General features: G+C 45.9%; 21 protein-coding genes. 13 read left to right on the forward strand and 8 right to left on the reverse strand.

The annotated features are described in order from the left end of the window. Positions 1 to 31: 31 nt before the first annotated feature. The 5 genes from sufD to Q1V85_RS10925 form a co-directional block, all read right to left on the reverse strand. Entirely contained in the window at positions 32 to 1,336 is a 1,305-nt protein-coding gene (gene sufD, locus Q1V85_RS10905; protein ID WP_300599798.1) for a Fe-S cluster assembly protein SufD, read from the reverse strand. Positions 1,337 to 1,481: 145 nt separating this feature from the next. Next, positions 1,482 to 2,231, reverse strand: coding sequence for a Fe-S cluster assembly ATPase SufC (gene sufC / locus Q1V85_RS10910; RefSeq protein ID WP_300599799.1), 750 nt, complete (start codon positions 2,229 to 2,231; stop codon positions 1,482 to 1,484). Between the two features lie 41 nt (positions 2,232 to 2,272). Beyond that, positions 2,273 to 2,662, reverse strand: a complete 390-nt coding sequence (locus Q1V85_RS10915; RefSeq protein ID WP_300599801.1) for a four helix bundle protein — start codon at positions 2,660 to 2,662, stop codon at positions 2,273 to 2,275. 163 nt (positions 2,663 to 2,825) lie between these two features. After that, positions 2,826 to 4,307: a Fe-S cluster assembly protein SufB gene (gene sufB, locus Q1V85_RS10920; RefSeq protein ID WP_300599803.1), complete on the reverse strand. Its 1,482-nt coding sequence runs from the start codon at positions 4,305 to 4,307 to the stop codon at positions 2,826 to 2,828. Positions 4,308 to 4,581: 274 nt separating this feature from the next. Further along, positions 4,582 to 5,085 (reverse strand): hypothetical protein, encoded by a 504-nt coding sequence (locus Q1V85_RS10925; RefSeq protein ID WP_300599805.1) that lies wholly within the window; start codon positions 5,083 to 5,085, stop codon positions 4,582 to 4,584. Between the two features lie 355 nt (positions 5,086 to 5,440). Here Q1V85_RS10925 and Q1V85_RS10930 point away from each other — a divergent pair, with 355 nt between their 5' ends. From Q1V85_RS10930 to Q1V85_RS10940, 3 genes are all read left to right on the forward strand, one after another. Continuing rightward, positions 5,441 to 6,013: an NfeD family protein gene (locus Q1V85_RS10930; RefSeq protein ID WP_300599807.1), complete on the forward strand. Its 573-nt coding sequence runs from the start codon at positions 5,441 to 5,443 to the stop codon at positions 6,011 to 6,013. A 16-nt stretch (positions 6,014 to 6,029) separates the two neighbouring features. Next, positions 6,030 to 7,556, forward strand: a complete 1,527-nt coding sequence (locus tag Q1V85_RS10935; protein WP_300599809.1) for a flotillin family protein — start codon at positions 6,030 to 6,032, stop codon at positions 7,554 to 7,556. A 68-nt stretch (positions 7,557 to 7,624) separates the two neighbouring features. Continuing rightward, entirely contained in the window at positions 7,625 to 8,956 is a 1,332-nt protein-coding gene (locus Q1V85_RS10940) for a Gfo/Idh/MocA family oxidoreductase (RefSeq protein ID WP_300599811.1), read from the forward strand. Positions 8,957 to 8,988: 32 nt separating this feature from the next. On the opposite strand, the gene Q1V85_RS10945 is transcribed toward Q1V85_RS10940, so the two are convergent. After that, entirely contained in the window at positions 8,989 to 9,594 is a 606-nt protein-coding gene (locus Q1V85_RS10945) for a DNA-3-methyladenine glycosylase 2 family protein (RefSeq protein WP_300599813.1), read from the reverse strand. 220 nt (positions 9,595 to 9,814) lie between these two features. On the opposite strand from Q1V85_RS10945, the gene Q1V85_RS10950 reads away from it, so the two are divergent. From Q1V85_RS10950 to Q1V85_RS10975, 6 genes are all read left to right on the forward strand, one after another. After that, entirely contained in the window at positions 9,815 to 10,204 is a 390-nt protein-coding gene (locus Q1V85_RS10950; protein WP_300599814.1) for a hypothetical protein, read from the forward strand. A 388-nt stretch (positions 10,205 to 10,592) separates the two neighbouring features. Then, on the forward strand, positions 10,593 to 11,414 hold the full coding sequence (locus Q1V85_RS10955; protein WP_300599816.1) for an MbnP family protein: 822 nt from the start codon (positions 10,593 to 10,595) through the stop codon (positions 11,412 to 11,414). A 4-nt stretch (positions 11,415 to 11,418) separates the two neighbouring features. Then, a complete protein-coding gene (locus Q1V85_RS10960; RefSeq protein ID WP_300599818.1) occupies positions 11,419 to 12,474 on the forward strand; it encodes a cytochrome c peroxidase in 1,056 nt (351 codons plus the stop codon). Positions 12,475 to 12,564: 90 nt separating this feature from the next. Then, positions 12,565 to 13,500, forward strand: coding sequence for a transporter (locus tag Q1V85_RS10965; protein WP_300599821.1), 936 nt, complete (start codon positions 12,565 to 12,567; stop codon positions 13,498 to 13,500). A gap of 332 nt (positions 13,501 to 13,832) precedes the next feature. Next, positions 13,833 to 14,819: a GSCFA domain-containing protein gene (locus tag Q1V85_RS10970; protein ID WP_300599823.1), complete on the forward strand. Its 987-nt coding sequence runs from the start codon at positions 13,833 to 13,835 to the stop codon at positions 14,817 to 14,819. Between the two features lie 232 nt (positions 14,820 to 15,051). Beyond that, on the forward strand, positions 15,052 to 16,095 hold the full coding sequence (locus tag Q1V85_RS10975) for an NAD(P)-dependent alcohol dehydrogenase (protein WP_300599825.1): 1,044 nt from the start codon (positions 15,052 to 15,054) through the stop codon (positions 16,093 to 16,095). Positions 16,096 to 16,188: 93 nt separating this feature from the next. Here Q1V85_RS10975 and Q1V85_RS10980 read toward each other — a convergent pair whose 3' ends face one another. Then, positions 16,189 to 17,229, reverse strand: a complete 1,041-nt coding sequence (locus Q1V85_RS10980) for an aldose epimerase family protein (protein ID WP_300599827.1) — start codon at positions 17,227 to 17,229, stop codon at positions 16,189 to 16,191. Positions 17,230 to 17,264: 35 nt separating this feature from the next. On the opposite strand from Q1V85_RS10980, the gene Q1V85_RS10985 reads away from it, so the two are divergent. Beyond that, positions 17,265 to 18,425: a galactokinase gene (locus tag Q1V85_RS10985; RefSeq protein WP_300599829.1), complete on the forward strand. Its 1,161-nt coding sequence runs from the start codon at positions 17,265 to 17,267 to the stop codon at positions 18,423 to 18,425. Between the two features lie 118 nt (positions 18,426 to 18,543). Here Q1V85_RS10985 and Q1V85_RS10990 read toward each other — a convergent pair whose 3' ends face one another. Then, positions 18,544 to 19,731, reverse strand: a complete 1,188-nt coding sequence (locus Q1V85_RS10990; RefSeq protein WP_300599831.1) for a glycoside hydrolase family 88 protein — start codon at positions 19,729 to 19,731, stop codon at positions 18,544 to 18,546. A 105-nt stretch (positions 19,732 to 19,836) separates the two neighbouring features. On the opposite strand from Q1V85_RS10990, the gene Q1V85_RS10995 reads away from it, so the two are divergent. The 3 genes from Q1V85_RS10995 to Q1V85_RS11005 all read left to right on the forward strand — a co-directional run bounded on the left by Q1V85_RS10995 (position 19,837) and on the right by Q1V85_RS11005 (position 23,688). Further along, positions 19,837 to 21,711: a heparinase II/III family protein gene (locus Q1V85_RS10995; protein ID WP_300599833.1), complete on the forward strand. Its 1,875-nt coding sequence runs from the start codon at positions 19,837 to 19,839 to the stop codon at positions 21,709 to 21,711. 58 nt (positions 21,712 to 21,769) lie between these two features. Continuing rightward, positions 21,770 to 22,615: a rhomboid family intramembrane serine protease gene (locus Q1V85_RS11000; protein WP_300599835.1), complete on the forward strand. Its 846-nt coding sequence runs from the start codon at positions 21,770 to 21,772 to the stop codon at positions 22,613 to 22,615. A gap of 164 nt (positions 22,616 to 22,779) precedes the next feature. Then, positions 22,780 to 23,688 carry an aminoglycoside 6-adenylyltransferase gene (locus Q1V85_RS11005; protein WP_300599837.1) on the forward strand — a complete coding sequence of 303 codons (909 nt, stop codon included), beginning with the start codon at positions 22,780 to 22,782 and terminating at the stop codon, positions 23,686 to 23,688. Positions 23,689 to 23,824 lie beyond the last annotated feature (136 nt).

Below are 23,824 nucleotides of genomic sequence, written 5' to 3' on the forward strand. Positions count from 1 at the left end.
TGTATCACGCTCCCTGCCGTTTCCTGATTGATCAGCCCAGGTTCAGACTGGCGGTTACCAGCGTATTCACATAATGACGTACATCCTCAGAACCGATCTTTTCCAACACATCCAGCGCAAAACCATGTAATAGCAGCGAACGTGCAGTGGCTTCAGAGATGCCACGCGCTTTCAGATAAAATAAGGCCTCTTCGTCCAGGCGGCCTACGGTACAACCATGGGAACATTTTACATCATCTGCAAAGATCTCCAGCTGCGGTTTGGTATTTACCGTTGCATTTCCGGAAAGCAAAATATTTTTATTGGTCTGATACGCGTTTGTTTTCTGCGCGATCTGGCGTACAAATATTTTTCCATTGAATACACCGGTAGCATGGCCGTTCATAATGCCTTTATATAATTCATTGCTAAGGCAGTTTGGCTGGCGGTTATCTACCACAGTGTGGTTGTCTACGTGCGTATATCCGCTTTGCAGGTATAACCCGGAAAGGTTGGCTTCGCAGTAAGGTGCCGACATAACCATGTTCAGGTTATTGCGCACCAGCCCTCCGCTTAAGGAGATGGTTACCACGTTTGCAACGCTTTTGCCTACCTGGTGTACATGGGTGGTACTAACGATGGTAGAGTTTGCCGCATCATTCTGGATCTTGTACAAGCTGAGCACGGCGTTTTCTTCTACCGCAATTTCAAAAACCTGGTTGGTAAAGCTTTCATCAGAGCCGATGGTGGCAAAGGTTTCCAGGATCTCTACCTGTGCATTTTCGCCTACATGTACCAGTGCTCTTGGCTGCGCAAAAATGTTTCCGGAGCGGGCATCGGTTACATTATAGATATAAACCGGATGGTTAACTGTTTTGCCTTTTTGGATATGGATGAATACTCCTTCCTGTATAAAGGCTGTATTCAGGGCATTGATGCCATCCTTATGATAATCGGCACTGTGGCCCAGATGTTTTTCTACAATACCGGCATACTGGTTGTGTGCAGCAGCTTCCAATGAAATGATCTCGAGTTCTTCTGAGCGTAATACAGAATGCTCGGCATGGTAATGCCCGTTTACAAAAACAATAACGTTGGCATTTTCATGTCCCGGCAACAGGAAGGGTTGCAGCTCGGCTGCCTGGAATTGCTGTTCTTTCAGGTCTGTGGTAAAATGATAATCCTTACTGAAAAAGTCATTGATCCGGGTATATTTCCACTCTTCATGTTTTACTGTAGGAATGCCGGTTTGTTCAAAAGCACTAAACGCATCATCCCGCAATGATTTCAAACGGGAGTCGAGTTGTTGCCCCTGCAGCTTTTCAAAACGATCTTTAAAATATGTGATTGTATCCATTATTTAATTTGAAAATTAGGAAATGTGCGAATATGGAAATGTGTAAATGTGAGAATGTGCAAACGTATTTGATAATTCATTTTCAGTTTAATGAATCTTACATAACCGATGCCTCAATTTTCAAATTCCCACATTATCACATTATTTACGCTAGTTCGCTTTTAATAAAATCATATCCTCTTTCTTCCAGTTCGTAGGCCAGCTCTTTGGTGCCGGATTTTACGATACGTCCGTTGTACAATACATGTACAAAATCGGGGATGATATAGTCCAGCAGGCGTTGGTAGTGGGTGATCACCAGGATACCGTTTTCCGGTGTCCGCAGTTTATTCACACCATTGGCTACAATACGGATGGCATCGATGTCCAGACCGGAATCGGTTTCATCCAGGATCGCCAGTTTAGGTTCCAGCATTGCCATCTGAAATATTTCGTTGCGCTTTTTTTCACCACCGGAGAAACCTTCATTCAGTGAGCGGCTCAACATCGTTTGGTCAATTTCCACCAGGGCCATCTTTTCCTTCATTTTCTTTAAGAAAGAAACAGCATCCAGTTCTTCCTGTCCCCGGTATTTGCGGATCTCGTTTACCGCTGTTTTCATAAAATTGGTGGTGCTCAGTCCGGGTATTTCAACCGGGTACTGAAAACTCAGAAAAATGCCTTCGCCGGCTCTTTCTTCGGGTGCCAGTTCCAGCAGGTCCTTCCCTTCAAAGGTTACAGAACCACCGGTTACTTCATAATCCTGTTTACCGGCAAGTACGGATGCCAATGTGCTTTTTCCCGAACCATTCGGTCCCATAATGGCATGTACTTCGCCTGGTTTGATATCCAGGTTAATTCCCTTTAAAATTTCCCGTTCTTCAATACCTGCGAGGAGGTCTTTTATTTCTAACATTTCCTTTTGTTTAAAGTTTAAAGTTTAAAGTTCAATACCGCTTATTGATACTTTGTTCCTTTAAATGTTGTTTTATTTAAATAATTAATAAAATTGTTTATTTTACCACTTAAGTTTTCCAGAGCTGTTTTTATTAAGTGAAACTTTTCCGCATCTATATATCCCCAATCAAACACCCGATACCACTGCGATCTGGTTTCTCCCAACGACCCTTTTGCGATGGACAAGAACTGCCGGAATTCCCCATTCCCGTTTCGTTCAAATCCTTCAGCAATGTTATCCATAACGGAACCAATTGCTGCGCAGATCTGATCCTTTAAACGATAATCATTTTTAAGAGCTGTTTCAACCGCAACTTTACGAATCTCATTTGAAAGTCTCCGGGCTTCCTGCCAGGTTTCCAGATCCTCAAAGCGTTTGATAGTAGGCATGTTTTTCAGTTTTTAGGTTTAATGTTCTAAGGTTACCCTTTATTGTTATTGCATATTCCAGCAAAGCCGGGAGTATTCTGCAAAACAAGTGATTGACACAACAAAGCCGATAGTAATTCAACTGCTGACCTAAACCTTGAACTTTAAACTTCAAACCTTGAACTTATCCCACCGATCCTTCCAGACTGATCGCCAGCAGCTTTTGTGCTTCTACCGCAAACTCCATGGGAAGCTGGTTCATAACTTCTTTTGCAAAACCATTGATGATGAGGGCTACCGCTTTTTCGGTATCGATGCCCCGCTGGTTGCAATAAAAGATCTGGTCTTCGCCGATTTTTGAAGTAGTGGCTTCGTGTTCTACCACACCGGTATTGTTCTTTACTTCAATATAGGGGAAGGTATGCGCCCCACATTTGTCACCTAATAATAAGGAATCACATTGAGAGAAGTTACGGGCGTTGGCGGCATTTTTACCTACGCGTACCAAACCGCGGTAACTGTTCTGGCTCTGGCCGGCAGAGATTCCTTTTGACACGATGCGGCTCCGGGTATTTTTACCGATGTGCAGCATCTTGGTACCGGTATCGGCCTGCTGAAAATTGTTGGTTACAGCTACAGAATAGAACTCCCCGGTGGAATGATCGCCCTGCAAAATAACGCTGGGATATTTCCAGGTAATGGAAGAACCGGTTTCTACCTGCGTCCATGAAATTTTAGAATGAACGCCCTTACAGATACCTCTTTTGGTAACAAAATTGTAAATGCCTCCCTTTCCTTCTTTGTCGCCGGGATACCAGTTTTGTACCGTAGAATATTTTACTTCGGCATGGTCCATGGCAACGATCTCCACGATAGCGGCATGCAGCTGGTTTTCGTCCCGCATAGGGGCGGTACAACCTTCCAGGTAACTTACATAGGAGCCGGCTTCGGCAACGATCAGTGTGCGTTCAAACTGACCGGTATTTTCGGCATTGATCCGGAAATAGGTCGAAAGCTCCATGGGGCAGCGTACGCCTTTTGGAATATAGCAGAAAGAGCCGTCGCTGAATACAGCAGAATTCAGTGCCGCATAAAAATTATCGGTAACGGGAACTACGGAGGCCAGGTACTGTCGTACCAGTTCCGGATGTTCCTGGATGGCTTCGCTGATGGAACAGAATATGATGCCCAGCTCGGCCAGTTGTTCTTTAAAGGATGTGCCGATCGAAACACTGTCGATCACGGCGTCTACCGCAACCCCGGTCAGGCGCTTTTGCTCATCCAGTGAAATACCCAGTTTTTCAAATGTTTTGATCAGCTCCGGATCCACTTCGTCCAGGCTATTGGGCTTTATCTTTTGTTTGGGGGCTGCATAATATATAATGTCCTGGAAATCGATGGCCGGATAGGTAAGATTGGCCCAATGCGGCGGCTTCATTTTCTGCCATTGCGCAAAAGCCTTCAGGCGCCATTCCAGCATCCACTCGGGTTCATTCTTTTTTGCGGAAATAAAACGAATGGTATTTTCATCCAGACCCTTCGGGGCCGATTCCATTTCAATATCTGTAACAAAACCGTATTTGTATTCGCTATTTACATGGTTTTCAATAACATCTGGTTCCGTAGCTGTGTTGTTATGCAATAATTGATCAGTTTCCATATTCATTCTGCAAAGGTAAGTTTTTATTTGTACAAAAAAGTATAAATGAGGAGGAAATACGGGATGGATGTATAAATTTGAGGGCCTGATCCCGGGGGGCTACAGTTTACGCAAAAGCCACAGAATCACTGAAACAGAGAAGGAAATTAGTATTGAGCGGCATTTCTGTTAATTCATGTACTTTGTGAAGGAAACCAATCGGCTGTGCCGTTATCCCGTCGCCAACAAAAAGGGCCGTACTTGCTTTAAGTACGACCCGGGAAAAAATAAAGGGTAAGATCTAGAATGTATAGCGTGCAGAAATACCTGCATTGGGATAAAACCTGTTGTAATAATCAAAGGCTTCAACGATATTGATGGTTGGGCGTACATCTGCCGAAACAGCAAGCGGAATTTGTTTGAATTTGTAATCAGCACCTGCTGTAGGAAATACTCCCAGGCCAAAACCCTTGCGATCGTTATAATTGGAAAAGGAATTGGAAACCACTACACCGCCGCCAACGAACCATTTCAACCCGTCAACCTGTTTAATGGCAAAATGATGCTGATAAGCAGCAGAAGCCGAAGCATTAAACCAACGGTATCCTGCAACGCCATAAGGGCGGAATCCAAGATTTACTTCCACCGCGGAAGACTTATTCATAAAGGTTTTGTAGGCAGCAGAAGCGATGTCGTAATAACCGCTTCCCAAACGCAATCCGATCGATTGCTTGTAGTCGCTCTGGGCAAATAAAGCAGTTGCAGTAAAGGCAAGTGCCACACATAAGGTCATTTTCAATTTCATAGTAGAAAAATTTTTTGCAAATGTAAGTGGCTCAGCTTCTGAAAAAATACCTGTTTTTAGGTAGTTTTTATGAGGAAGATCTGTGTTATGCAAAACGTTTATTTCATGCTGTTATGAACATTTTTTATTGAACGATATATATCGCCGCCCAAATAGCTGTTCAAAAAACGTTCAACACCGCAAACGGGCTTCCATATTATGTGCATGTGTAAAAGAAGGGCCGGCAATAAGAACTTCCAGGTTTTTTACCAGAGGTATTGGGAATCCCCTTGAACTTGGATATATTTGTATAGCATAATAATTACTGCTATTGACGAATGATTAATAATAACGCCGTACCTAATCTGTTTAAAATATGAATGCATTTTTTGAGGGGATGCCCTCATTGCTCCAGGGTTTCTGGTGGGTAGCCATTATCACCAGCGTAATCTTTTTGATCCAGACGGTGCTCACGTTTGCCGGCGGACATGGGCACGGAGCAGATGGTATCAATGCTGATTTTAACGGAGACCTTACGGGTGCGGATGCGCCTTTCCAGATGTTCTCCCTGAGAAACCTCATCAATTTCCTGATGGGATTTGGCTGGACCGGTGTGGCATTTTATCATTCCATCGGGAATAAAGCGCTTCTGATAGCCCTGGCCTTAGCCATCGGGATCTTTTTTGTATTACTTTTCTTCTTTGTAATCCGGCAGCTGATGAAGCTTACAGAAGATAATACATTTAAAGCAGAGCGCCTCATCGGCAAATCCGGGGCCGTTTACTTAACCATTCCGGAGAGCCGGAGTGGCGTTGGAAAGATCCAGATCAGTTATAACAATACCAGCCATGAATTATCGGCCGTTACTGACGGCGAACGCCTGATATCCGGTACAAGAATAAAAGTGCTGGGCATCGAAGACCGTGTACTTATCGTAACTAAACTCTAATAAAAACAATCCACTTATGAATTTTGACGGACCATTTATTTTGATCCTTGTAGGAGCACTGATCCTATTTGTTACCATTGTATCGCTGATTTCGCGTTACAAACGCTGTCCATCAGATAAGATCCTTGTTATCTACGGTAAAACAGGCGGCAGCTCTGCCCGTTGTGTACATGGAGGCGGTGCTTTTATCTGGCCGGTGATCCAGGATTTTGCTTACCTGGACTTAAAGCCGATTTCGATTGAGGCCAATCTGACCAATGCGTTATCGCGCCAGAACATCCGTGTAGATGTGCCCTGCCGTTTTACCATCGCCATTTCTACCGAACCCGAAAGTATGGGAAATGCCGCGGAGCGCTTATTGGGTTTAAGCCCCGAGCAGATCCAGGAGCTTTCTAAAGATATCCTGTTTGGCCAGCTTCGCCTGGTGATTGCTACCATGACCATTGAAGAGATTAACTCCGACCGGGATAAATTTTTAGACAATATCTCAAAGAACGTAGATACGGAACTGAAGAAGATCGGTTTAAAACTGATCAACGTGAACGTTACCGATATCCGGGATGAATCGGGCTATATTGAAGCGCTGGGTAAGGAAGCTGCTGCCAAAGCCATTAACGAAGCCATCGTAAGTGTAGCGGAGCAGACCAAGATCGGTGAAACCGGGAAGGCCATTGCCGACCGGGAAAAGGATACGCAGATCGCTGAAACCACCCGTGACAGGGACGTAAAGATCGCCATTACACAAAAGGATAAAGAAATCAGTATTGCGGCCGCCGGAAAAGACGAGGCTATTGGTAAGGCGGAAGCAGAGCGGGATGCGCGTATCGCTACCTCTCAAGCTAATTCATTAGCCGTAAAAGGAGAGAATGATGCCAAGATCACCATCGCCAATTCTGATGCGCTGCGCCGGGAAAAAGAAGCAGAAGCATTGAAAATTGCAGTGACTGCGGAAAAAGTACAATCGGCCAAGGCATTGGAGGAATCGTATCTTGCGGAACAAAAGGCGGAACAAGCCCGTGCAGAACGGGAGCGTTCTACCCAGAATGCGAACGTGGTGGTACCGGCACAGATCGCCAAACAAAAAGCCATTATCGATGCCGAAGCTGAGGCGGAGCAGATCCGCTTAAAAGCCAAAGGGGAAGCGGATGCGATCTTTGCAAAGATGGAAGCCGAAGCGAAAGGGTTGTTTGAGATCCTGACTAAACAGGCAGATGGTTATGATAAAGTGGTAAAGGCTGCCGGCGGTGATTCTACAAATGCCTTCCAGCTGCTGTTGCTGGAAAAACTGCCGGACCTGGTGCGTACACAGGTAGAGGCTGTTAAAAATATCAAGATCGACAAGGTAACCGTATGGGATGGCGGCAACAGTGAAAATGGGAATGGTTCCACCGCTAATTTTGTACAGGGATTGATGAAGTCTGTGCCACCATTGAATGATCTGTTTAATATGGCCGGTCTGAATTTGCCCAGTTATTTAAAAGGCACAGATCCGAAAGAAACACATAAGGCTTCGACGGATGTTGCCGCCGAACCGAAAGGATAAACGGATGATGAAAAGCGCTTCGGGAAGAAGCGCTTTTTTTACTGATGGATTTAAAACGATGCTATTATTTGTCATATAAATTTATTGTTATTATCATGTACAACCGTAAAGATTTTATCAGGAACACACTGATGGGCGCTGTTGCCGTTACTGCATTTCCAAAGTTGTCCGGAGGAACCGGAATAAAAATGCATCCACAGAAAAAAGACCTTGTCCGCCTGGCGGTTATTGGCAAAGGGCGAATGGGCTCCAGCGACCTCCGTACAGCGTTATCTACCGGAATGGCAACACTGGCTGGAGTTTGTGATGTATTTGATAAAAACCTGGATGCATTGCGGCCGCAGTCAGGAAAAGAAGTATTATTCACCAAAGAATACCGGGAGATCCTGAACCGGAAAGATATTGATGCGGTGATCATTGGTACGCCGGATCACTGGCATCAGAAAATAGCCATAGAAGCGATGCAGGCCGGCAAGGATGTTTATTGCGAAAAGCCCGTGATCCATTCACTGCAGGAGGGTAATGCATTGATAGCGGCACAGGAGAAAACGGGGCGTATTTTCCAGATGGGCAGCCAGGGCATGTCGTCCTGGGGCAATCAACTTGCAAAACGTATTGTGGACGCCGGGCTTATTGGGCAGGTAACCCAGGTTGAGGGGCAGTTTTCGTCGCCTCCGCAGGCATTAAGATCCTTTGTGGCACCGGATGGCGTAACCGCACAAAATATTTGGTGGGATCGATTTTTGGGGAATGCACCCAAACGGGCTTTTGACGCGCAGCGCTTTTGGAACTGGCGGAACTGGAGCGATTATGGCACGGGGGTGGCCGGTGATCTTTTTGTACATGTAATTGCCAGTACGCATTTTATTATGGGCGCTTCCAAACCGGAAAATGTGTACAGCACCGGCGGCATCCGGTATTATACGGATGGATCCAGGGATACACCAGATGTATTGTTGGGCTACCTGGATTATCCGGATGTGCAGAAAAAAGGCGCGTTTACCTTATCCCTTTCTGCCAACCAGGCCGATGGTGTTTCAAAAAAATGGGGAAGCACCGATTTCGCCATCAAAGGTACCGGGGGAATATTGAACGTAGGTTGGGATCAGCTGACATTGAAAACGCCTGGTAAAACCGATATTGCGGCATTCAGCCCGCTAAAAGAATGGTCTGGCGACCCGGTGAAAGTATCCGATAACGAATACCTGTTTAACGGCCCCAAAGGATCCAAAGGCGCACATCATGACCACTTTGTAAGCTTTTTTAATGCGATAAGGGGAGAAGGCAAAAACCTTGCAGATACGCATTTTGGCGTAGGGGCTTCAACAGCGGCTCTTTTGTGTCATGAAAGCTACCGGAAGCGGAAGGCGTTTAGCGGAAGTTTGGGAAAAAATGTATAGCGCTGCATCGTTCATGAAGGCGTCTCCGGGACTTAATCAGGCGTAGCATCCAGGTAACGCCAAAGATGCAGGCTGGCATAAGTGCGGTAGGGTTTCCACCGCTCTGTAATGGAAAGAATTCGGGCTTCGAATTCTTTTTTATTGGTATAGGTAATAGCATAGAGTTCGGCTACCGCCTTTTGCAATCCCAGGTCCCCGATCGAAAATACGTCTTCCCGCCCAAGAGAAAACATCAGCAGCATTTCGGCGGTCCATTTTCCTACGCCCTTTATCTGGGTGACCAGGTTAACAAATGCCTCATCGGATAAGCGGTGGATCTTTGCATCCGTTAGTTTATGTTCTATAAAAAAATAGCACACGTTTTTTATATAGATGGCTTTTGCATTGGATAAACCGATGGCGCGTAAGGTATCATGCGGCAGGGCAAGAATTTTTTGTGCGGTTGGTTTTTTACCTTCAAACAAATCCATAAACCGGTTGCGTATAACGGCGGCCACTTTCGTACTCAATTGTTGACCCATAATAGAACCGCATAAGCGGAGCAGGATGTTTTGCTGCAACTGGAGGGAATGCAATCCCTGTTCTTTGATCAGCTTTTTTAATACCTTGTCTTTTGAAAGATGTTGATGATATGCCATGCTATAAAATTAAATAAATTAGTTCATCGGTTTTGATAATTCACGTTGAGTAGCGGAACAAAAAACAGATACTGAATCCGGCTCAGGATGCCGGTCTGCTATGGACAATCGTTTGGCGGCTCCATAACCTCGCAATAGCTGTTGACCGGCTTTTATATTTTAATGAGTATTTTCTTTTCTCTTTAAACAGGAATCAATAGTTTTGTGCAAAATTTCCTCCTTGTTTAAAAAAATCATGGCCTTGTTTTTCCTGATGACGTTTGTAATGCAAACGTTCAGTAAAACAATCATGATGATTGATTACAGGGTAAACCGGCAGGCATATGCAAAGAATTGCGTAAATAAATTTCGCCCTAAAATGCACTGTAACGGGCATTGCCAGCTGATGAAACAGATAGAGGAGGACGAGAAAAAGAGTCAGCAGAACCCCGAGCGGAAAATGGAATTCAAAAATGAGATCACGCTCTCCTCTAAATCCTTTTTTCCTGAACTTACATTTATAACGCTTACCAAACCTTCGGTGTATTCCGAGATGATCATTGGGATGGAAATGAAAAGACCCCGTTCGATCTTTCATCCCCCCGCTGCTTTCCGTAATGGTATTGCCTGATACAGTAACGGCCCTTATGGGCTATTTGTTATGTATACCAGTATTTTCTGAAACATAATGGACTTCTGTATGAACAGTGCTAGCAACTTGCTGTTCTTTTAAGCTATTCAAGGCAATTCCCTTTATCAAATTCATTTCTGTTTATTCGCTTCTCCAGGAGCTTCGGTTACGCAATTAATATGCGTAGTAAGCGTTCCCGGATGATTGTTTAACCAGTGCTGAAGCAGTGTGTTCAAAAGCTTTTTCAGATGCTGTGCAGTAGTTGCATGCATTTGAAAGTGAATAAGGATTATGCGATATTGAGTGCCCCACGGATCGGGGTGCCCAATGGTGTGCTTCCCAAAGGCTTTTGAGTTGCATCTTCCGGCACACTATTATCTTTTGTAAAATGAAAATCTTGTATTCTTTTTTTAGTGCGATCCTGTTGTCTGCGATCGTTTTGCTGACTGGCTGTTCCAAAGACCCCGTAGAACCTGGTTATAATCAGAACGCGCTGGCACCGCTTTCTGTAGAATTTGACAATATTGTTGGCGGACAAAAACTGGTATTAAATACCGGCACGTATATCAATGCCCTGGGGCAGTCATACAATATTCAGTTGCTGCAGTATTTTATCAGTAATATCCAGGTAAAAAAAGCCGATGGTACGACCTATGCAGTGAATGCCGATAGCAGTTATTTTTTGATTCGCCAGGACGATCCGGCTACAAAATTTGCACGTGTAAAGGTTCCGGAAGGCAATTATACCTCGCTCACTTTTACCGTAGGCGTAGACAGTTTGCGGAGCACGATGGATATCAGCAAACGCACGGGCGTGCTGGATCCGGGTGCTGGTAATCATGATGGAATGTACTGGGGGTGGAACAGCGGGTACATCTTTTTCAAAATGGAAGGCACAGCGCCTGATGCACCGGCAGACCCAACCGGGCAACATAAGTTCCGGTATCATATCGGTGGCTTTGGCGGCTACAGTGCACCTACGATCAATAATATTAAGGTGATCACTATTGATCTTACGGCAAGGGGAATGGCCCAGGTACGCAAAGACCGCTCTGCCAATATTCACCTGATGGTAGATATTTCAAAAGTATTAAACGGCACTACCAATGTGAGTTTTGCCACCAATCCCCAGGTGATGTTCAGTGATTACAGTGTGAACATTGCCAACAACTATGCAAAAATGTTTGTGCACGATCATACTGAAAACTAAAATAATGAACCGGAAACATATTGCAGTGATGGGTGTCCTGATGATGCTGGTGTTTGCCTGTTCACGGGAACTTCCGGGGGACAACGCTCAAAAAGATACGGGTATTTTTGCCGGGTTTCAGCAACCCGGCAATTTTCCCGCCCCGGTATATCATTTTGAAACCAACCCGGTTACAAAGGACGGTTTTGAATTGGGAAGAAAACTCTTCTATGAACCGCGTCTTTCCCGCAACAATACCATCAGTTGCGGAAGTTGCCACATCCAGTCTTCGGCCTTTACCCAGCATGGTCATGATGTTAGTCATGGTATCGACGACCGGTTGGGAAGCCGGAATGCACCTCCCATTATGAACCTGGCATGGAGTCCGCTTCTGATGTGGGATGGCGGTATTTTCGACCTGGATCTGCAGCCCATAGCGCCCATTACCAATCATGAAGAAATGGACGAAACCGTTGCCAATGTGGTCACAAAATTACAGGCGCTACCTCAGTACCGGGCCTTATTTAAAAAGGCCTTTGGCTCGGAGGAGATCAATACCGGCAACCTTATGAAGGCGCTGTCGCAATTTATGGTGATGTGCATTTCCGGTGGTTCAAAATACGATAGCGTGATGCGCAAGGAGGGTACGGCAACTTTTACGCCCGAAGAGGCGGCAGGGCGCAAGTTGGTATTGGAAAAATGCGGCGGTTGTCATCGCGAGCCGCTGTTTACCGATGGCTCATTCCGTAATAATGGTATTGGGGTAGGGGAGAATAATGATGAGGGGCGCTTTGCTGTTACACTCCGGCCGGAAGACCGCTACCGGTTCAAAGTTCCCGGTTTGCGCAACCTGGCGTACTCTGCACCTTATATGCACGACGGACGGTTTTATACACTGGACGCGGTGTTGGACCACTATACCACCGGGGTAAAAGCAACACCGAACCTGGATCCGCTGTTAGCCACCGGGGAACAACGGGGAATCGCATTAACGGCAGCAGAACGAAAACAAATACTTGCGTTTCTGAATACATTGAACGACCGGGCGTTTATTACCAATAAACTATTGGCGGAACAATAGAAGCAGGATGAACTTTTGGCTGTTAAGCATAAAAATTGAAGCATGCAGCACCATGAGCGTAAAAGCCTTTTAAAAAACAAATATCACACAATGAAAAAGCAATGGATAAAAACGGGCCTTTTCTTTTTAATCGTTATCGGTACCGCTCTCAAAATGGCGATGGCCTGCGACATCTGCGGTTGCGGAGTTGGAAATGATTATATCGGCATCCTTCCGGATTTTCACAAGCATATTTTTGGATTACGTTATAGACATAATGCTCTGCTGAGCCATCTTGGAGTGGGAGGACAGCGAACCTATCTTACCAGTTCTGAGCAATACAATACCCTGGAAGCCTGGGGAGGCTGGAACATTTCGGAAAAAATAAGGGTGATGGCGGTAATACCGTATAGCATCAACCGGCGGAGCAACCAGGATGAAAACCTTACAAAGAGTGGTGCAGGGGATGTAACGCTGTCCGCTTTTTATCAGCTGGTCAACAAACGGCAGCCCATAGGAAACAAGCTCCTGGTGCAAAGTCTTTGGTTAGGAGGAGGTGTAAAACTGGCCACAGGAAAGTACAATCCTGCAGACAAAAGTACTACAGGAGAAAGTACCAATCTTTTTCAGCTGGGTTCCGGAAGTACCGATTTTTCATTGAATGGAATGTACGATCTGCGGGTACAGGATGCAGGCATTAACCTGAATGCACATTATAAGATCAATACCGCTAACCGGTACGACTACCGTTATGGGAATAAACTGAACCTGAATGCACAGGCGTATTATAAAATCCGCATTGCCAACGAGGTCATGATTGCTCCCAATGCCGGGGTACAATATGAAAAGGGGAAAACCGACGTAGATAATGATGTACTGGTTACCGTTTCCGGTGGAAATCTTTTGATGGGAACGGCAGGTATTGAAACGGCCTATAAGAAAATAGCGATCGGCGCCAATTTTCAAACGCCGTTTTCACAGAACCTGGCTAATGGTATTGTAAAAGCGAATAACCGGGTGATGGTGCATGTGTCGATAGCGCTGTGAAGGAGTTGCAATTTGAAAATGTGGAAATATGAAAATGGAAGCCACAAAGACAGGAAGGTGCGAAGAAATACGACGAAGCACTTAATCTTGGTGCCGTTTCGCTTCTTTGAGCCTTTGCGGCAAACACCTGAACCGCTGCGCCTTTGCTCCGTTGCGTCGCTGTGTGAAACAAGAACCACAAAGACCGGAAGGCACGAAGAAACACGAAGAGATATAGTTCCTTGCATCATTATTTCTTTGTGCCGCCGCGTGAATTCCTTTGTGAAATAAGCATCAAAAGATCACAATAAGGGGCGTAATTGTAAATTCCGGATATTTGCAGGATGGATTTTATGGCTCCCATACAGATGGAACCCCTGTCACCACCGATCCGGTACGGGGATAAGATATTGCTGATCGGCTCCTGTTTTACAGAACATATTGGCAATGCGTTGGCGGAACATAAGTTTGAAACGCTTCAAAATCCGCACGGGATCCTGTTTGACCCCGCCAGTGTATATCACAGCCTGATCCGGTATATTGAGCAGAAACCATATTCAGAAACGGATCTGTTTTACTTAAACGAGGTATGGCAATCCTGGCATCATCATTCGCGGTTTTCCGGTACGGATAAAGAGACGGTTTTAGCGCAGATGAACAGCATGTTGGCAACCGCACATCAATTCTTAAAGCAGGCCGGCTGGGTGATCATTACCCTCGGTTCCTCGTTCTCTTACCGGCTGAATGCAACCAATCCGCAAGCGGAGCTCGCCGGGGTAAAGGTCGCCAATTGCCACCGGGCACCCGGACAATGGTTTGATAAGAAGATGCTGGAGATCGAAGAAACGGTTTCCATGCTGGATAACCTCTATCACCGGCTCCGCATCTTTAACCCTCATGCAAAATTATTATTTACCATCAGCCCGGTACGGCATTTACGGGATGGAGTAGTGGCCAATAACCGGAGCAAGGCCCGGCTGATTGAAGCGGTACATCATATGGTACATAAGTTTGAGGGCTTGCATTATTTTCCGGCCTATGAACTGGTGATTGATGTACTGCGGGATTACCGGTTCTATGATGTAGACCTGGCACACCCCAACTATCCGGCTACGGAATTCGTACTGGAAAAATTTACGGAAAACTGTATTGACGAAGCTTCACGGCAGCTTATGAAAGAGATCCGCCCCCTGATGATCGCCCGGAGGCATAAGCCGTTTCATCCCCAAACAAAGGCCCATCAGCAGTTTCTGAAAGCGCAACACGAAAAAGCCCGGCGCCTGATGGAGCAATACCCGTTCCTGGATCTGAAGGAAGAAATGGCCTATTTTAGTCAATAGAGCCCGATACAATAATTTTCAGAAACTCCGTGCTTCTGTGCCCGGAAATTTTCCCCGGCGCACTATCGGAATCCGAATTCCTGTTACCTTTATGTGCTGAAAATTAAGATAACAGAACCGGAGCCTGAACCTGAATCTCGTAGTATCAGCCCCCGCCGGAATACAAACGAGTGTACATAAAGGCTTCACTTCTCACTAAGAAACAAATTACATCTCACTAAAAAATAAAAAAATGATTAACGCAAAAGGATATGCCGCTCATAGCAAAACCGATGCCCTGCAACCCTGGGATTTTGAGCGCCGGGAAGTGGGTGCGGATGATGTGCTGATCGACATTTTATATTGTGGCATTTGCCATTCAGATATTCACCAGGTACGCAGCGAATGGGGACCCGCTATTTATCCGATCGTTCCGGGACATGAGATCGTTGGCCGCATCACAGCGGTGGGGGCTAACGTGTCTAAATTTAAAGTGGGCGAACTGGCCGGTATCGGCTGTATGGTCAATTCCTGCCAGCATTGCGATAGCTGTGGTCATGGTCAGGAACAGTTCTGCGATAATAAGCAAACTGTATGGACCTACAACGCACGCGATAAAGACGGATCGGTTACCTATGGCGGGTATTCCAATAAGATCGTTTGCGACCAGCATTTTGTGCTGCATGTTTCCGATAAACTGGATCTGAAAGGCGTAGCGCCGCTGCTTTGTGCAGGGATCACCACCTATTCTCCGTTGCGTAAATGGAAGGTGGGAAAAGGACATAAAGTAGGCGTGTTGGGCCTGGGCGGATTAGGTCATATGGCTGTAAAATTCGCCGTTTCCTTTGGTGCAGAGGTAACCATGCTGAGTACGTCTCCCTCCAAGGAAGCGGATGCCAAACGGCTGGGCGCACATAAGTTTGTGCTCACAAAAGACCCGGAGCAGGTAAAAAGCCTGGACCGGTATTTTGACTTTATCATCGACACGGTATCCGCGCCGCATGATTACAATATGTACCTGCAGATGCTTAAAACCGATGGCGTACAGATTTGTGTGGGATTACCTCCGGAACCGCTGAGTATTGCGGGAGGCAGTTTAATGCGCGGCAACCGGGTACTGACCGCGTCTTCCATCGGCGGTATTCCGGAAACCCAGGAAATGCTGGATTATTGCGCGGAACATAATATCGTAAGTGATATCGAACTGATCGATATCAAAGAGGTAAATACAGCTTACGAGCGTGTGTTAAAAAGCGATGTGAAATACCGGTTTGTAATTGACCTGGCTACGATTTAGCGATCAGTTATAAGCGATCAGTTATCAGTTATCAGAAATCAGTTTTTAGTATTGATTAACTCAAGACTGATTGCTGATAACTAAAAACTATTGCTATCCCTTCCCCGTAAGCCGGTATGTGGTCTTTGTCTGGTATACCTCTCCCGGACGTAAGATCGTATTGGGAAAGGAGGGGATATTGATCGCATTGGGATGCACCTGCGTTTCAAAACAGAATGCAGAAAAGGCGGTATATTGTTGCCCGTTCTTTCCTTTGATCTCCGGTGAACCGTAACTATTGTACAGATGTACCAGCGGCTCCGTTGTATATACCTCCAGCTTTATATCCTCTTCATCACACCATGCCTCTGCTGCTACCTGGTGTATGCCCGGGTTGTCCAGCGGGTAACTGATGTCAATACCCTGTTCAGGATTTTCAATATTGCCGGTTTCATTCCAGTTGCTAAAGTCGTTCCGGGTGCCTTTTACGGGGAGCACATTCCCGGTCGTACAATAGTTGGCATCCTGCTCCAGGTAGTTCGATGCGTGAATGCGCAAATGCTGCTGATCGATGCGCCCTTTGCAATTGTTCAGGTTGAAATAGCTGTGGTGGGTAATATTCACCGCAGTGGGTTGATCCGTTGTAGCTCTGTATTCGTAGCTGAACTCATTGTCTTCATTCAATGAAAAAATGATCTGTACGGTAAGATTTCCGGGATACCCTTCTTCTCCATCCGGGCTTTTATACTGCAACACTATATGACCGTCTGCTGCCGAAACCCTGTCCCAAACTTTTTTATCAAATCCTTCAACGCCACCATGCAGCTGGTAACCCGGATTCGTGCTGTTCAGGGGATAGTTCTTTTCATCAATGGTAATGGCCGCATGATTGATCCGGTTGGCATACCGCCCGATAGCGGCTCCATAATAGGGATAATTCTTAAGGTATGCTTCCGACCAATATTCCTGCGGAGTATCAAACCCCAAAACAATATCATTAAAAGTTCCATCTGATTTCCGTACTTTTATCGACATGATGATAGCGCCGTAATTCGTAACCGTTGCTTCTGTACCGGAACCGTTTTTGAGGGTGAACACATACACATCTTTTCCATTGGGATGCTGCGTAGCAAGCTGCTCAGTTATTTCAATCATGAACGTTTAATTTTGATAAAAATAATATAATTGTTATGACCATTGGAGATTTGCAAAAAGAATTTGAAAAAATTTACCATAAGCCGGCGGCCCATATTTTCTTTTGTCCGGGCCGTGTAAACCTGATCGGAGAGCATATTGATTATAACGGCGGACAGGTAATGCCCTGTGCCATTTCTTTAGGTACTACCTTACTGATAGCTAAAAATGAGGACCGGAAATTCCGGTTTCATGCGCTGGATTTTCCGGAATCAACGGAGATCGCTTTCAGCCAGGATGGATACAGTAAGCAAGGACCGGAATGGTTTAACTATCCGCTGGGGGTGATCCATGAGTTTCAGCAAAAAGGGAAGGATATCTCCGGACTTGATTTCCTGTTCTCCGGTAACCTGCCCATAGGGTCCGGACTGTCTTCCAGTGCATCCATTGAGGTGTTGACCGCTTTTGCATTGAACGAAATGTTCGAAGGCGGACTTTCTAAAGTAGATCTGGCCGTGCTGGGGAAAAGTGTAGAAAACGATTTTATGGGACTTAACAGCGGCATTATGGATCAGTTTGCCGTTGCAATGGGAAAAGAAGCCCATGCTGTTTTATTAAATACCGGCACGCTGGAATATGAATACCTGCCTTTTGAGATTGGCGATTATGTACTGGCCATCATCAATAGCAACAAGCCCCGGAAACTGGTAGAATCCAAATATAACGAGCGTTTTAGTGAATGCCGGGAAGCCTTAAAACGGTTCCAGGAAAAATTTCCGGTGCAGCATCTCGTAGAGATCAGTGTCGAAGACTTTGAACAGAACAAAGCGCTATTGAATGACCCGGTGCTGGAAAAACGGGCCCTGCATGTGATTGCAGAGAATGACCGGGTGAAAAAAGCGAAGGAGGCCCTAACCAGTGGTGATATTGAAACATTTGGAGCGCTGATGTATGCTTCGCATGACTCGCTGCAACAGTTATATGAAGTATCAGGGATAGAGCTGGATACTATTGTTGATTTTTGCAGAACCTACGAAGACTGTATCGGTGCGCGGATGACGGGCGCCGGTTTTGGCGGATGTGCCATTGCCCTGATTAAACAGGAGTGCTTTGATGATTTTGCAGAAAAGGTTACAGCGGCCTATGAAGAAAAGGTTGGCTACAAGCCGGGCGTATTCTCGTCGGTAATTGCAGAGGGCGTACATGCGTTAGTTTAAAAGTAATGAATCATAAAAAAGATCCCGGTTGCTTTGTAACCGGGATCTTTTTGTAGGGTATGTTAATTTGATTCGGTCTGGTTTGGTTGTTATACAATGGCTGTACCCCGAAACAAGCCTACTTCAGCACCCATTGTTTATACCGTTGCAGGGCTTCCATATAATAATAATCCGCATAAGACAAGGATACATTCACTTCCGATTTGCCCGGCAAATGTCCTACACTTTGGGTAAGGATAAAACCTTTGCTGCCGCCTGGCTGCGATTTATATATCGTAGACATCGACCGGATCATGGTGGTGGCGTCTGCGATATAAGTGGCCTTTTGCTTTTGGTTGCTGTATTGTGCCAGCTCCAGCAGGGCAGAAGCCATTACCGCTGCAGCTGATACATCCCTTAGCGCATTTGGAATATCCGGTGCATTAAAATCCCAATAAGGTACTTTATCCTTTGGCAGGTTGGGATGATTCAGGATAAAGGCAGCGATCTTATGCGCATGTGCCAGGTATTCTGGTTTTTTGGTAAAACGGTACATCATGGTATAGCCATAAAGTCCCCATGCCTGTCCGCGTGCCCATGCAGATTCATCAGTATATCCCTGGTGTGTTACTTTCTTTAAAACGGCCCCGGTAGCGGTATCATAGTCTACAGCATGATAGCTGCTGCCATCCGGACGAAAATGATTTTTAAGGGTAGTGTTGGCATGGTTTTCCGCAATATCAGCCAATCGCTTGCTGCCGCCATTACGGGAAGCCCATTCCAGCATTTCGAGGTTCATCATATTATCGATGATCACAGGGGCATTAAATTTCTGGCTTTTATTCCAGGACTGGATGGCCTTCATGCCCGGCTTATAACGTTTGGTAGCGGTTTCGGCAGCGGTGAGGATCACTTCTTTATAATGTGGGTCTTTTGTGATGACATAAGCATTGCCAAAGCTGCAAAAGATCATAAAACCGATATCATGATTACCGGTATAATATTTCATCGGTTCTTCTAACACCAGCCGCTTTTTTGCTTCCGCCAGTATCTGCGGGTCTTTGGTGGCCTTATAGATCAGCCACAAAGTGCCAGGATAAAAACCACTGGTCCACCAATCGATACCGGATGCTACCAGTTTGTCTTTAGCAGGATCGTAGTTCTGGGGCATCTTATCGGCCGGTGCGTTTTTCATCAGCAGTTTGTACTGGCTTGCGGCAAAGGCCTCATCCTTTTTGATCAGGGCCCGCATGTTCTTTTGGGCGCTTACGTTTAAAATGCAACACATAAGTGCGGCCGCAATTCCCAGTTTAAGAAAGCATTTCATTTACAGAAGTTTAAAAATTAAAAGATCAACGGGCAAAATAATAAAAAATAAAAGGTTCTGGTAATAATCCTGATACTTAAGTATTTTTAAACCAAAATCTGAATTATGAAACCGATTGCGCATTTACTTTTCAGCCTGCTGCTTTTACTGGCTACTCATGTTTTTTCGCAGGACCTGCTAACCGATGCAATCGCAAAAAATGCCCATCCGCGCTTATTGCTGGCAAGAGGAGAAGAAGCGCAGATAACAACAGCCATCCGGAATAATACAGATCTGAAACGGGTGCACGATCTGATCCTGGAAGCTTCCGACCGTATCTGCATGGCCGCTCCGCTGGAGCACAAAAAAATAGGAAAGCGACTGCTTTCGGTTTCAAGAGAAGCGATCCGGAGAATCTTTTTTCTTTCATATGCCTGGCGCATGACCGGAAATAAAAAGTACCTGGATGCAGCGGAACAGCAACTATTAACGATCAGTTCCTTTGCCGACTGGAACCCTACCCATTACCTGGATGTGGCGGAAATGACCATGGCCGCGGCTATCGGGTACGACTGGTTATACAATGCGCTTTCCCCGGCTTCAAGAAAGACGGTCGAAAACGCGATCCTGGAGAAAGGGATCAGCACATCTTTCGATTCGAAATACAATTCCTGGCTTAAGGTGGAGAATAACTGGAACCAGGTTTGCAACGCCGGGCTGGCTTATGGAGCATTTGCTGTTTTTGAATCGGATCCGCAGCAATGCAGCAAGGTGATCTACCGTGCGGTTGAATCGATCACCATTCCGATGAAGCAATATGCACCGGACGGTGCTTACCCGGAGGGTTATGGCTACTGGAGTTATGGAACTACCTACAATGTTTTCTTTCTGGATGCCCTGGCACGACTGACCGGAGGCGAAGGGCTGAGTGCATTGCCGGGCTTCCTGAAAACCGCCGATTATTTCCAGCAGATGATCGCGCCCAGCGGACAACCGTTTAACTATGCGGATTCGGGCCCCGGTGCCGAATCCAACGGCGCCATGTTCTGGTTTGCAAAAAAGCTAAACCGGCCCTCGCTGGCATGGAATGAACTGCAATTCCTGCACAGTGATAAAAACAGGCGGGCATTGGAAGGCGATCGTTTTTTGCCAACGCTCCTGGTATGGGGTAAACAACTGGCAGAAGCGGGTGTTACACCACCGGAAAAAATGTTCTGGGAAGGACGTGGTGCCAGTCCGGTAGCAATGATGCGTACCAGCTGGACTAGTCCGGATGCGCTTTTTATGGGTTTTAAAGCCGGATCTCCTTTTGTGAACCACGCCCACATGGATGAAGGGGCTTTCGTTTTTGAGGCGGAAGGTATTCGCTGGGGGATGGATTTCGGCATGCAGAATTACGAATCGCTGGAATCAAAAGGCCTGAACATCTGGTTACGTACACAAAATTCCCAACGCTGGACCGTTTTCCGTTATACCAATTATGCACATAATACGCTTACGTTTGACGATAGCTTACAGCGTATGGAAGGCGTAACGGCTATTACGCGATATGGTGACCGGCCGGAATTTAGTTTCGCCCAATCGGATTTGACGCCCGTGTATAGGGGACAGGTGAAACAAGCCATAAGGGGTGTGGCCCTGAAGGATAAGGCCTATGGATTGATACAGGATGAGATTGAAACCGGCGATCATCCCGTAACGATGCAATGGCGTATGCTCACTGCTGCAAATGTGGAAATAAAATCGTCCAATGAAGTCCTGTTGAAAAAGGATGGCAAAACCTTACGGATGCAGATCCTTGCAGGTCAGCCGGTGACGGTGAAAACATGGAGTACGGCGCCCACGAATGACTACGACGCGCCCAATCCCGGAACCGTGTTGGTGGGTTTTGAAACAAAACTGCCGGCGGCCAGTAGCAAACGCTTTGTTGTGCGGTTGGTGCCGGAAAAGAATGCATCGAAAGTGGATGGGAAGATTATTCCGCTTAAGGATTGGAAATAGAATTTATATTCTTGCATTTAGCTGTTTTTGAATAATGAATATATAAAACCTCCTGCTCATGACAAATACAGGAATCATTGGCCTCCTGCTGATCCTGCTGAACCTTCTTTTTTCTTACAAAGGGTTTACCAACCAGGTCTTCTTCAATACCTATCAGTTTGAGGTTGATAAAATATTGGTGAATAAGGAATACAAGCGCCTGGTTACATCCGGGTTCCTGCATATTGGCTGGCTGCACCTCATCTTTAACATGATCAGTCTGTATGCTTTTAGCGGGATGATCGAATACAACCTGGGTGAGCTGCAATTTTTGATCATTTATTTTTCCGGATTGATCGGTGGTGGATTGCTTTCCCTTTTGATCCACCGCCATCATGGCGACTATAGTGCTGTAGGCGCTTCCGGAGCTGTTTGCGGAATCATTTTTGCATCGATCGCTCTTTTTCCTGGTATGGGAGTCGGTTTTTTTGGACTTCCGTTTTCCATTCCCGGTTGGCTGTACGGAATTTTATATGTACTGTTCTCTATTTATGGAATCCGGTCCGGAAGAAACAATGTAGGACATGATGCGCACCTGGGCGGTGCCCTGGTGGGTATGCTTGTAGCGTTGACAATGGAACCGGCTGCATGGATTCAAAACTATACCACTATTCTGATCATTATAATTCCCGTGGTGGTGTTTATCTGGATGATCATTAAACAGCCGCATATGTTGGTCATTGACAACCTCTGGTTTAAAACACACTACAGAAATTACTCTATCGACGACCGGTACAATGCAGAAAAAAATAATGCGCAGAAGGAGATCGATCGCATCCTCGATAAGATTCATAAACACGGGATGGACAGCTTGAGCAGGAGTGAGCTGGAAAAATTGAAACAACATTCAGAAAACATGCGTTAGGAGCAACCCATTCAAACGTTTAATAATCCTGTGTAGGATAATAATAATGGCCGGTGACGGCGATGGATACCTTATACTGCATGGATCAGCAAGAAGCGAAGTCTGCATGATCGTGCAGTTATCGCTCTTAAAATTATGCTTACATTTGAATAAACCATAATGCTATGATAAGCAGGAGCGAAGTTGAAATGATGGAATTAATCATGGAGGTAGCAAAGGATTCCCGCATATTGGCGGTGTTGCAGGATGGATCGCGCTCCAATCCGAATGTAACGCCGGATATTTTCCAGGACTTTGACATTATTTACGTGGTTAATGAGTTGCCCTCTTTTTTACAGGATCATAGCTGGGTGGCTGTATTTGGCGACCCAATGATTATGCAGTTGCCGGAAGCTATGGAATTGTATCCGCCCACCCCGGAACTGGAAGGCGCTTTTTCATACCTGTTGCAGTTTAAAGATGGTAACCGCATCGATCTTACAATGGTGCCACTGGAGCGATTAGAACAATTTACGAATGACAGTCTTTGTAAGGTGCTGTGGGATAAAGCCGGGATCTTCGATGGCAAGCCATTGCCGCCCGCCAGTGATGCCAGTTATATGGTACAAAGACCTTCGGAACGCTCATTCACCGATTGCTGCAATGAGTTCTGGTATACCAATGCGGGTTTAGCCAAGGGCTTGTGGAGAGCGGAGGTAGTACTGGCGCAGGAGCTCATTAACCTGGTGATCCGCGGGGCATTGTTTCAAATGATCGATTGGTATATTGGTTGTTGCAATGACTTTAAGGTAAACACTGGTAAATTCGGGAAGTATTACCAGCACTATCTTGCGCCGGAAATGTATCAAAAACTGCTGGCTACGTATCCTGTTGCAGACCTGCAACAGATATGGCAATCGGTATACATGATGCAGGACCTTTTCAGGAACGCAGCCGGGTTCATTGCAACAAAGCTGGGGTATGCCTACCCGGCAGACTGGGATAAAAATGTAACGGCTTATTTGCAGCATGTACAGCAGTTGCCAAGGGATGCAGCTGGGATTTATGGCAGGGAAGGGTTTTCTGCAGATTGATGCCGATGGTTTTTTTACAGGCCAACAGTCCTTCCGTCTGTGCGATCTGCGGCTATATTTCCTGCCGATTATTTTACGCCTGATCGCACAGCTGTTTATCGTTCTGTTTCATTCATAGCGGTAATTTACCCGGCGA

Origin of the sequence: Niabella sp., assembly GCF_030150205.1 — a bacterium.
In the GTDB taxonomy this organism is placed as follows: Bacteria; Bacteroidota; Bacteroidia; order Chitinophagales; family Chitinophagaceae; genus Niabella.

Coding starts and splice junctions, on each gene's coding strand:
- Q1V85_RS10915 (WP_300599801.1), bottom strand. CDS start 2,662: ATGCCTACTATCAAACGCTTTGAGGATCTGGAAACCTGGCAGGAAGCC.
- Q1V85_RS10970 (WP_300599823.1), top strand. CDS start 13,833: ATGGCTCCCATACAGATGGAACCCCTGTCACCACCGATCCGGTACGGG.
- Q1V85_RS10985 (WP_300599829.1), top strand. CDS start 17,265: ATGACCATTGGAGATTTGCAAAAAGAATTTGAAAAAATTTACCATAAG.
- Q1V85_RS10955 (WP_300599816.1), top strand. CDS start 10,593: ATGAAAATCTTGTATTCTTTTTTTAGTGCGATCCTGTTGTCTGCGATC.
- Q1V85_RS10935 (WP_300599809.1), top strand. CDS start 6,030: ATGAATTTTGACGGACCATTTATTTTGATCCTTGTAGGAGCACTGATC.
- Q1V85_RS10980 (WP_300599827.1), bottom strand. CDS start 17,229: ATGATTGAAATAACTGAGCAGCTTGCTACGCAGCATCCCAATGGAAAA.
- Q1V85_RS10965 (WP_300599821.1), top strand. CDS start 12,565: ATGAAAAAGCAATGGATAAAAACGGGCCTTTTCTTTTTAATCGTTATC.
- sufB (WP_300599803.1), bottom strand. CDS start 4,307: ATGAATATGGAAACTGATCAATTATTGCATAACAACACAGCTACGGAA.
- Q1V85_RS10990 (WP_300599831.1), bottom strand. CDS start 19,731: ATGAAATGCTTTCTTAAACTGGGAATTGCGGCCGCACTTATGTGTTGC.
- Q1V85_RS10930 (WP_300599807.1), top strand. CDS start 5,441: ATGAATGCATTTTTTGAGGGGATGCCCTCATTGCTCCAGGGTTTCTGG.
- Q1V85_RS10975 (WP_300599825.1), top strand. CDS start 15,052: ATGATTAACGCAAAAGGATATGCCGCTCATAGCAAAACCGATGCCCTG.
- Q1V85_RS10945 (WP_300599813.1), bottom strand. CDS start 9,594: ATGGCATATCATCAACATCTTTCAAAAGACAAGGTATTAAAAAAGCTG.
- Q1V85_RS10960 (WP_300599818.1), top strand. CDS start 11,419: ATGAACCGGAAACATATTGCAGTGATGGGTGTCCTGATGATGCTGGTG.
- Q1V85_RS10925 (WP_300599805.1), bottom strand. CDS start 5,085: ATGAAATTGAAAATGACCTTATGTGTGGCACTTGCCTTTACTGCAACT.
- sufD (WP_300599798.1), bottom strand. CDS start 1,336: ATGGATACAATCACATATTTTAAAGATCGTTTTGAAAAGCTGCAGGGG.
- Q1V85_RS10995 (WP_300599833.1), top strand. CDS start 19,837: ATGAAACCGATTGCGCATTTACTTTTCAGCCTGCTGCTTTTACTGGCT.
- sufC (WP_300599799.1), bottom strand. CDS start 2,231: ATGTTAGAAATAAAAGACCTCCTCGCAGGTATTGAAGAACGGGAAATT.
- Q1V85_RS11000 (WP_300599835.1), top strand. CDS start 21,770: ATGACAAATACAGGAATCATTGGCCTCCTGCTGATCCTGCTGAACCTT.
- Q1V85_RS11005 (WP_300599837.1), top strand. CDS start 22,780: ATGATAAGCAGGAGCGAAGTTGAAATGATGGAATTAATCATGGAGGTA.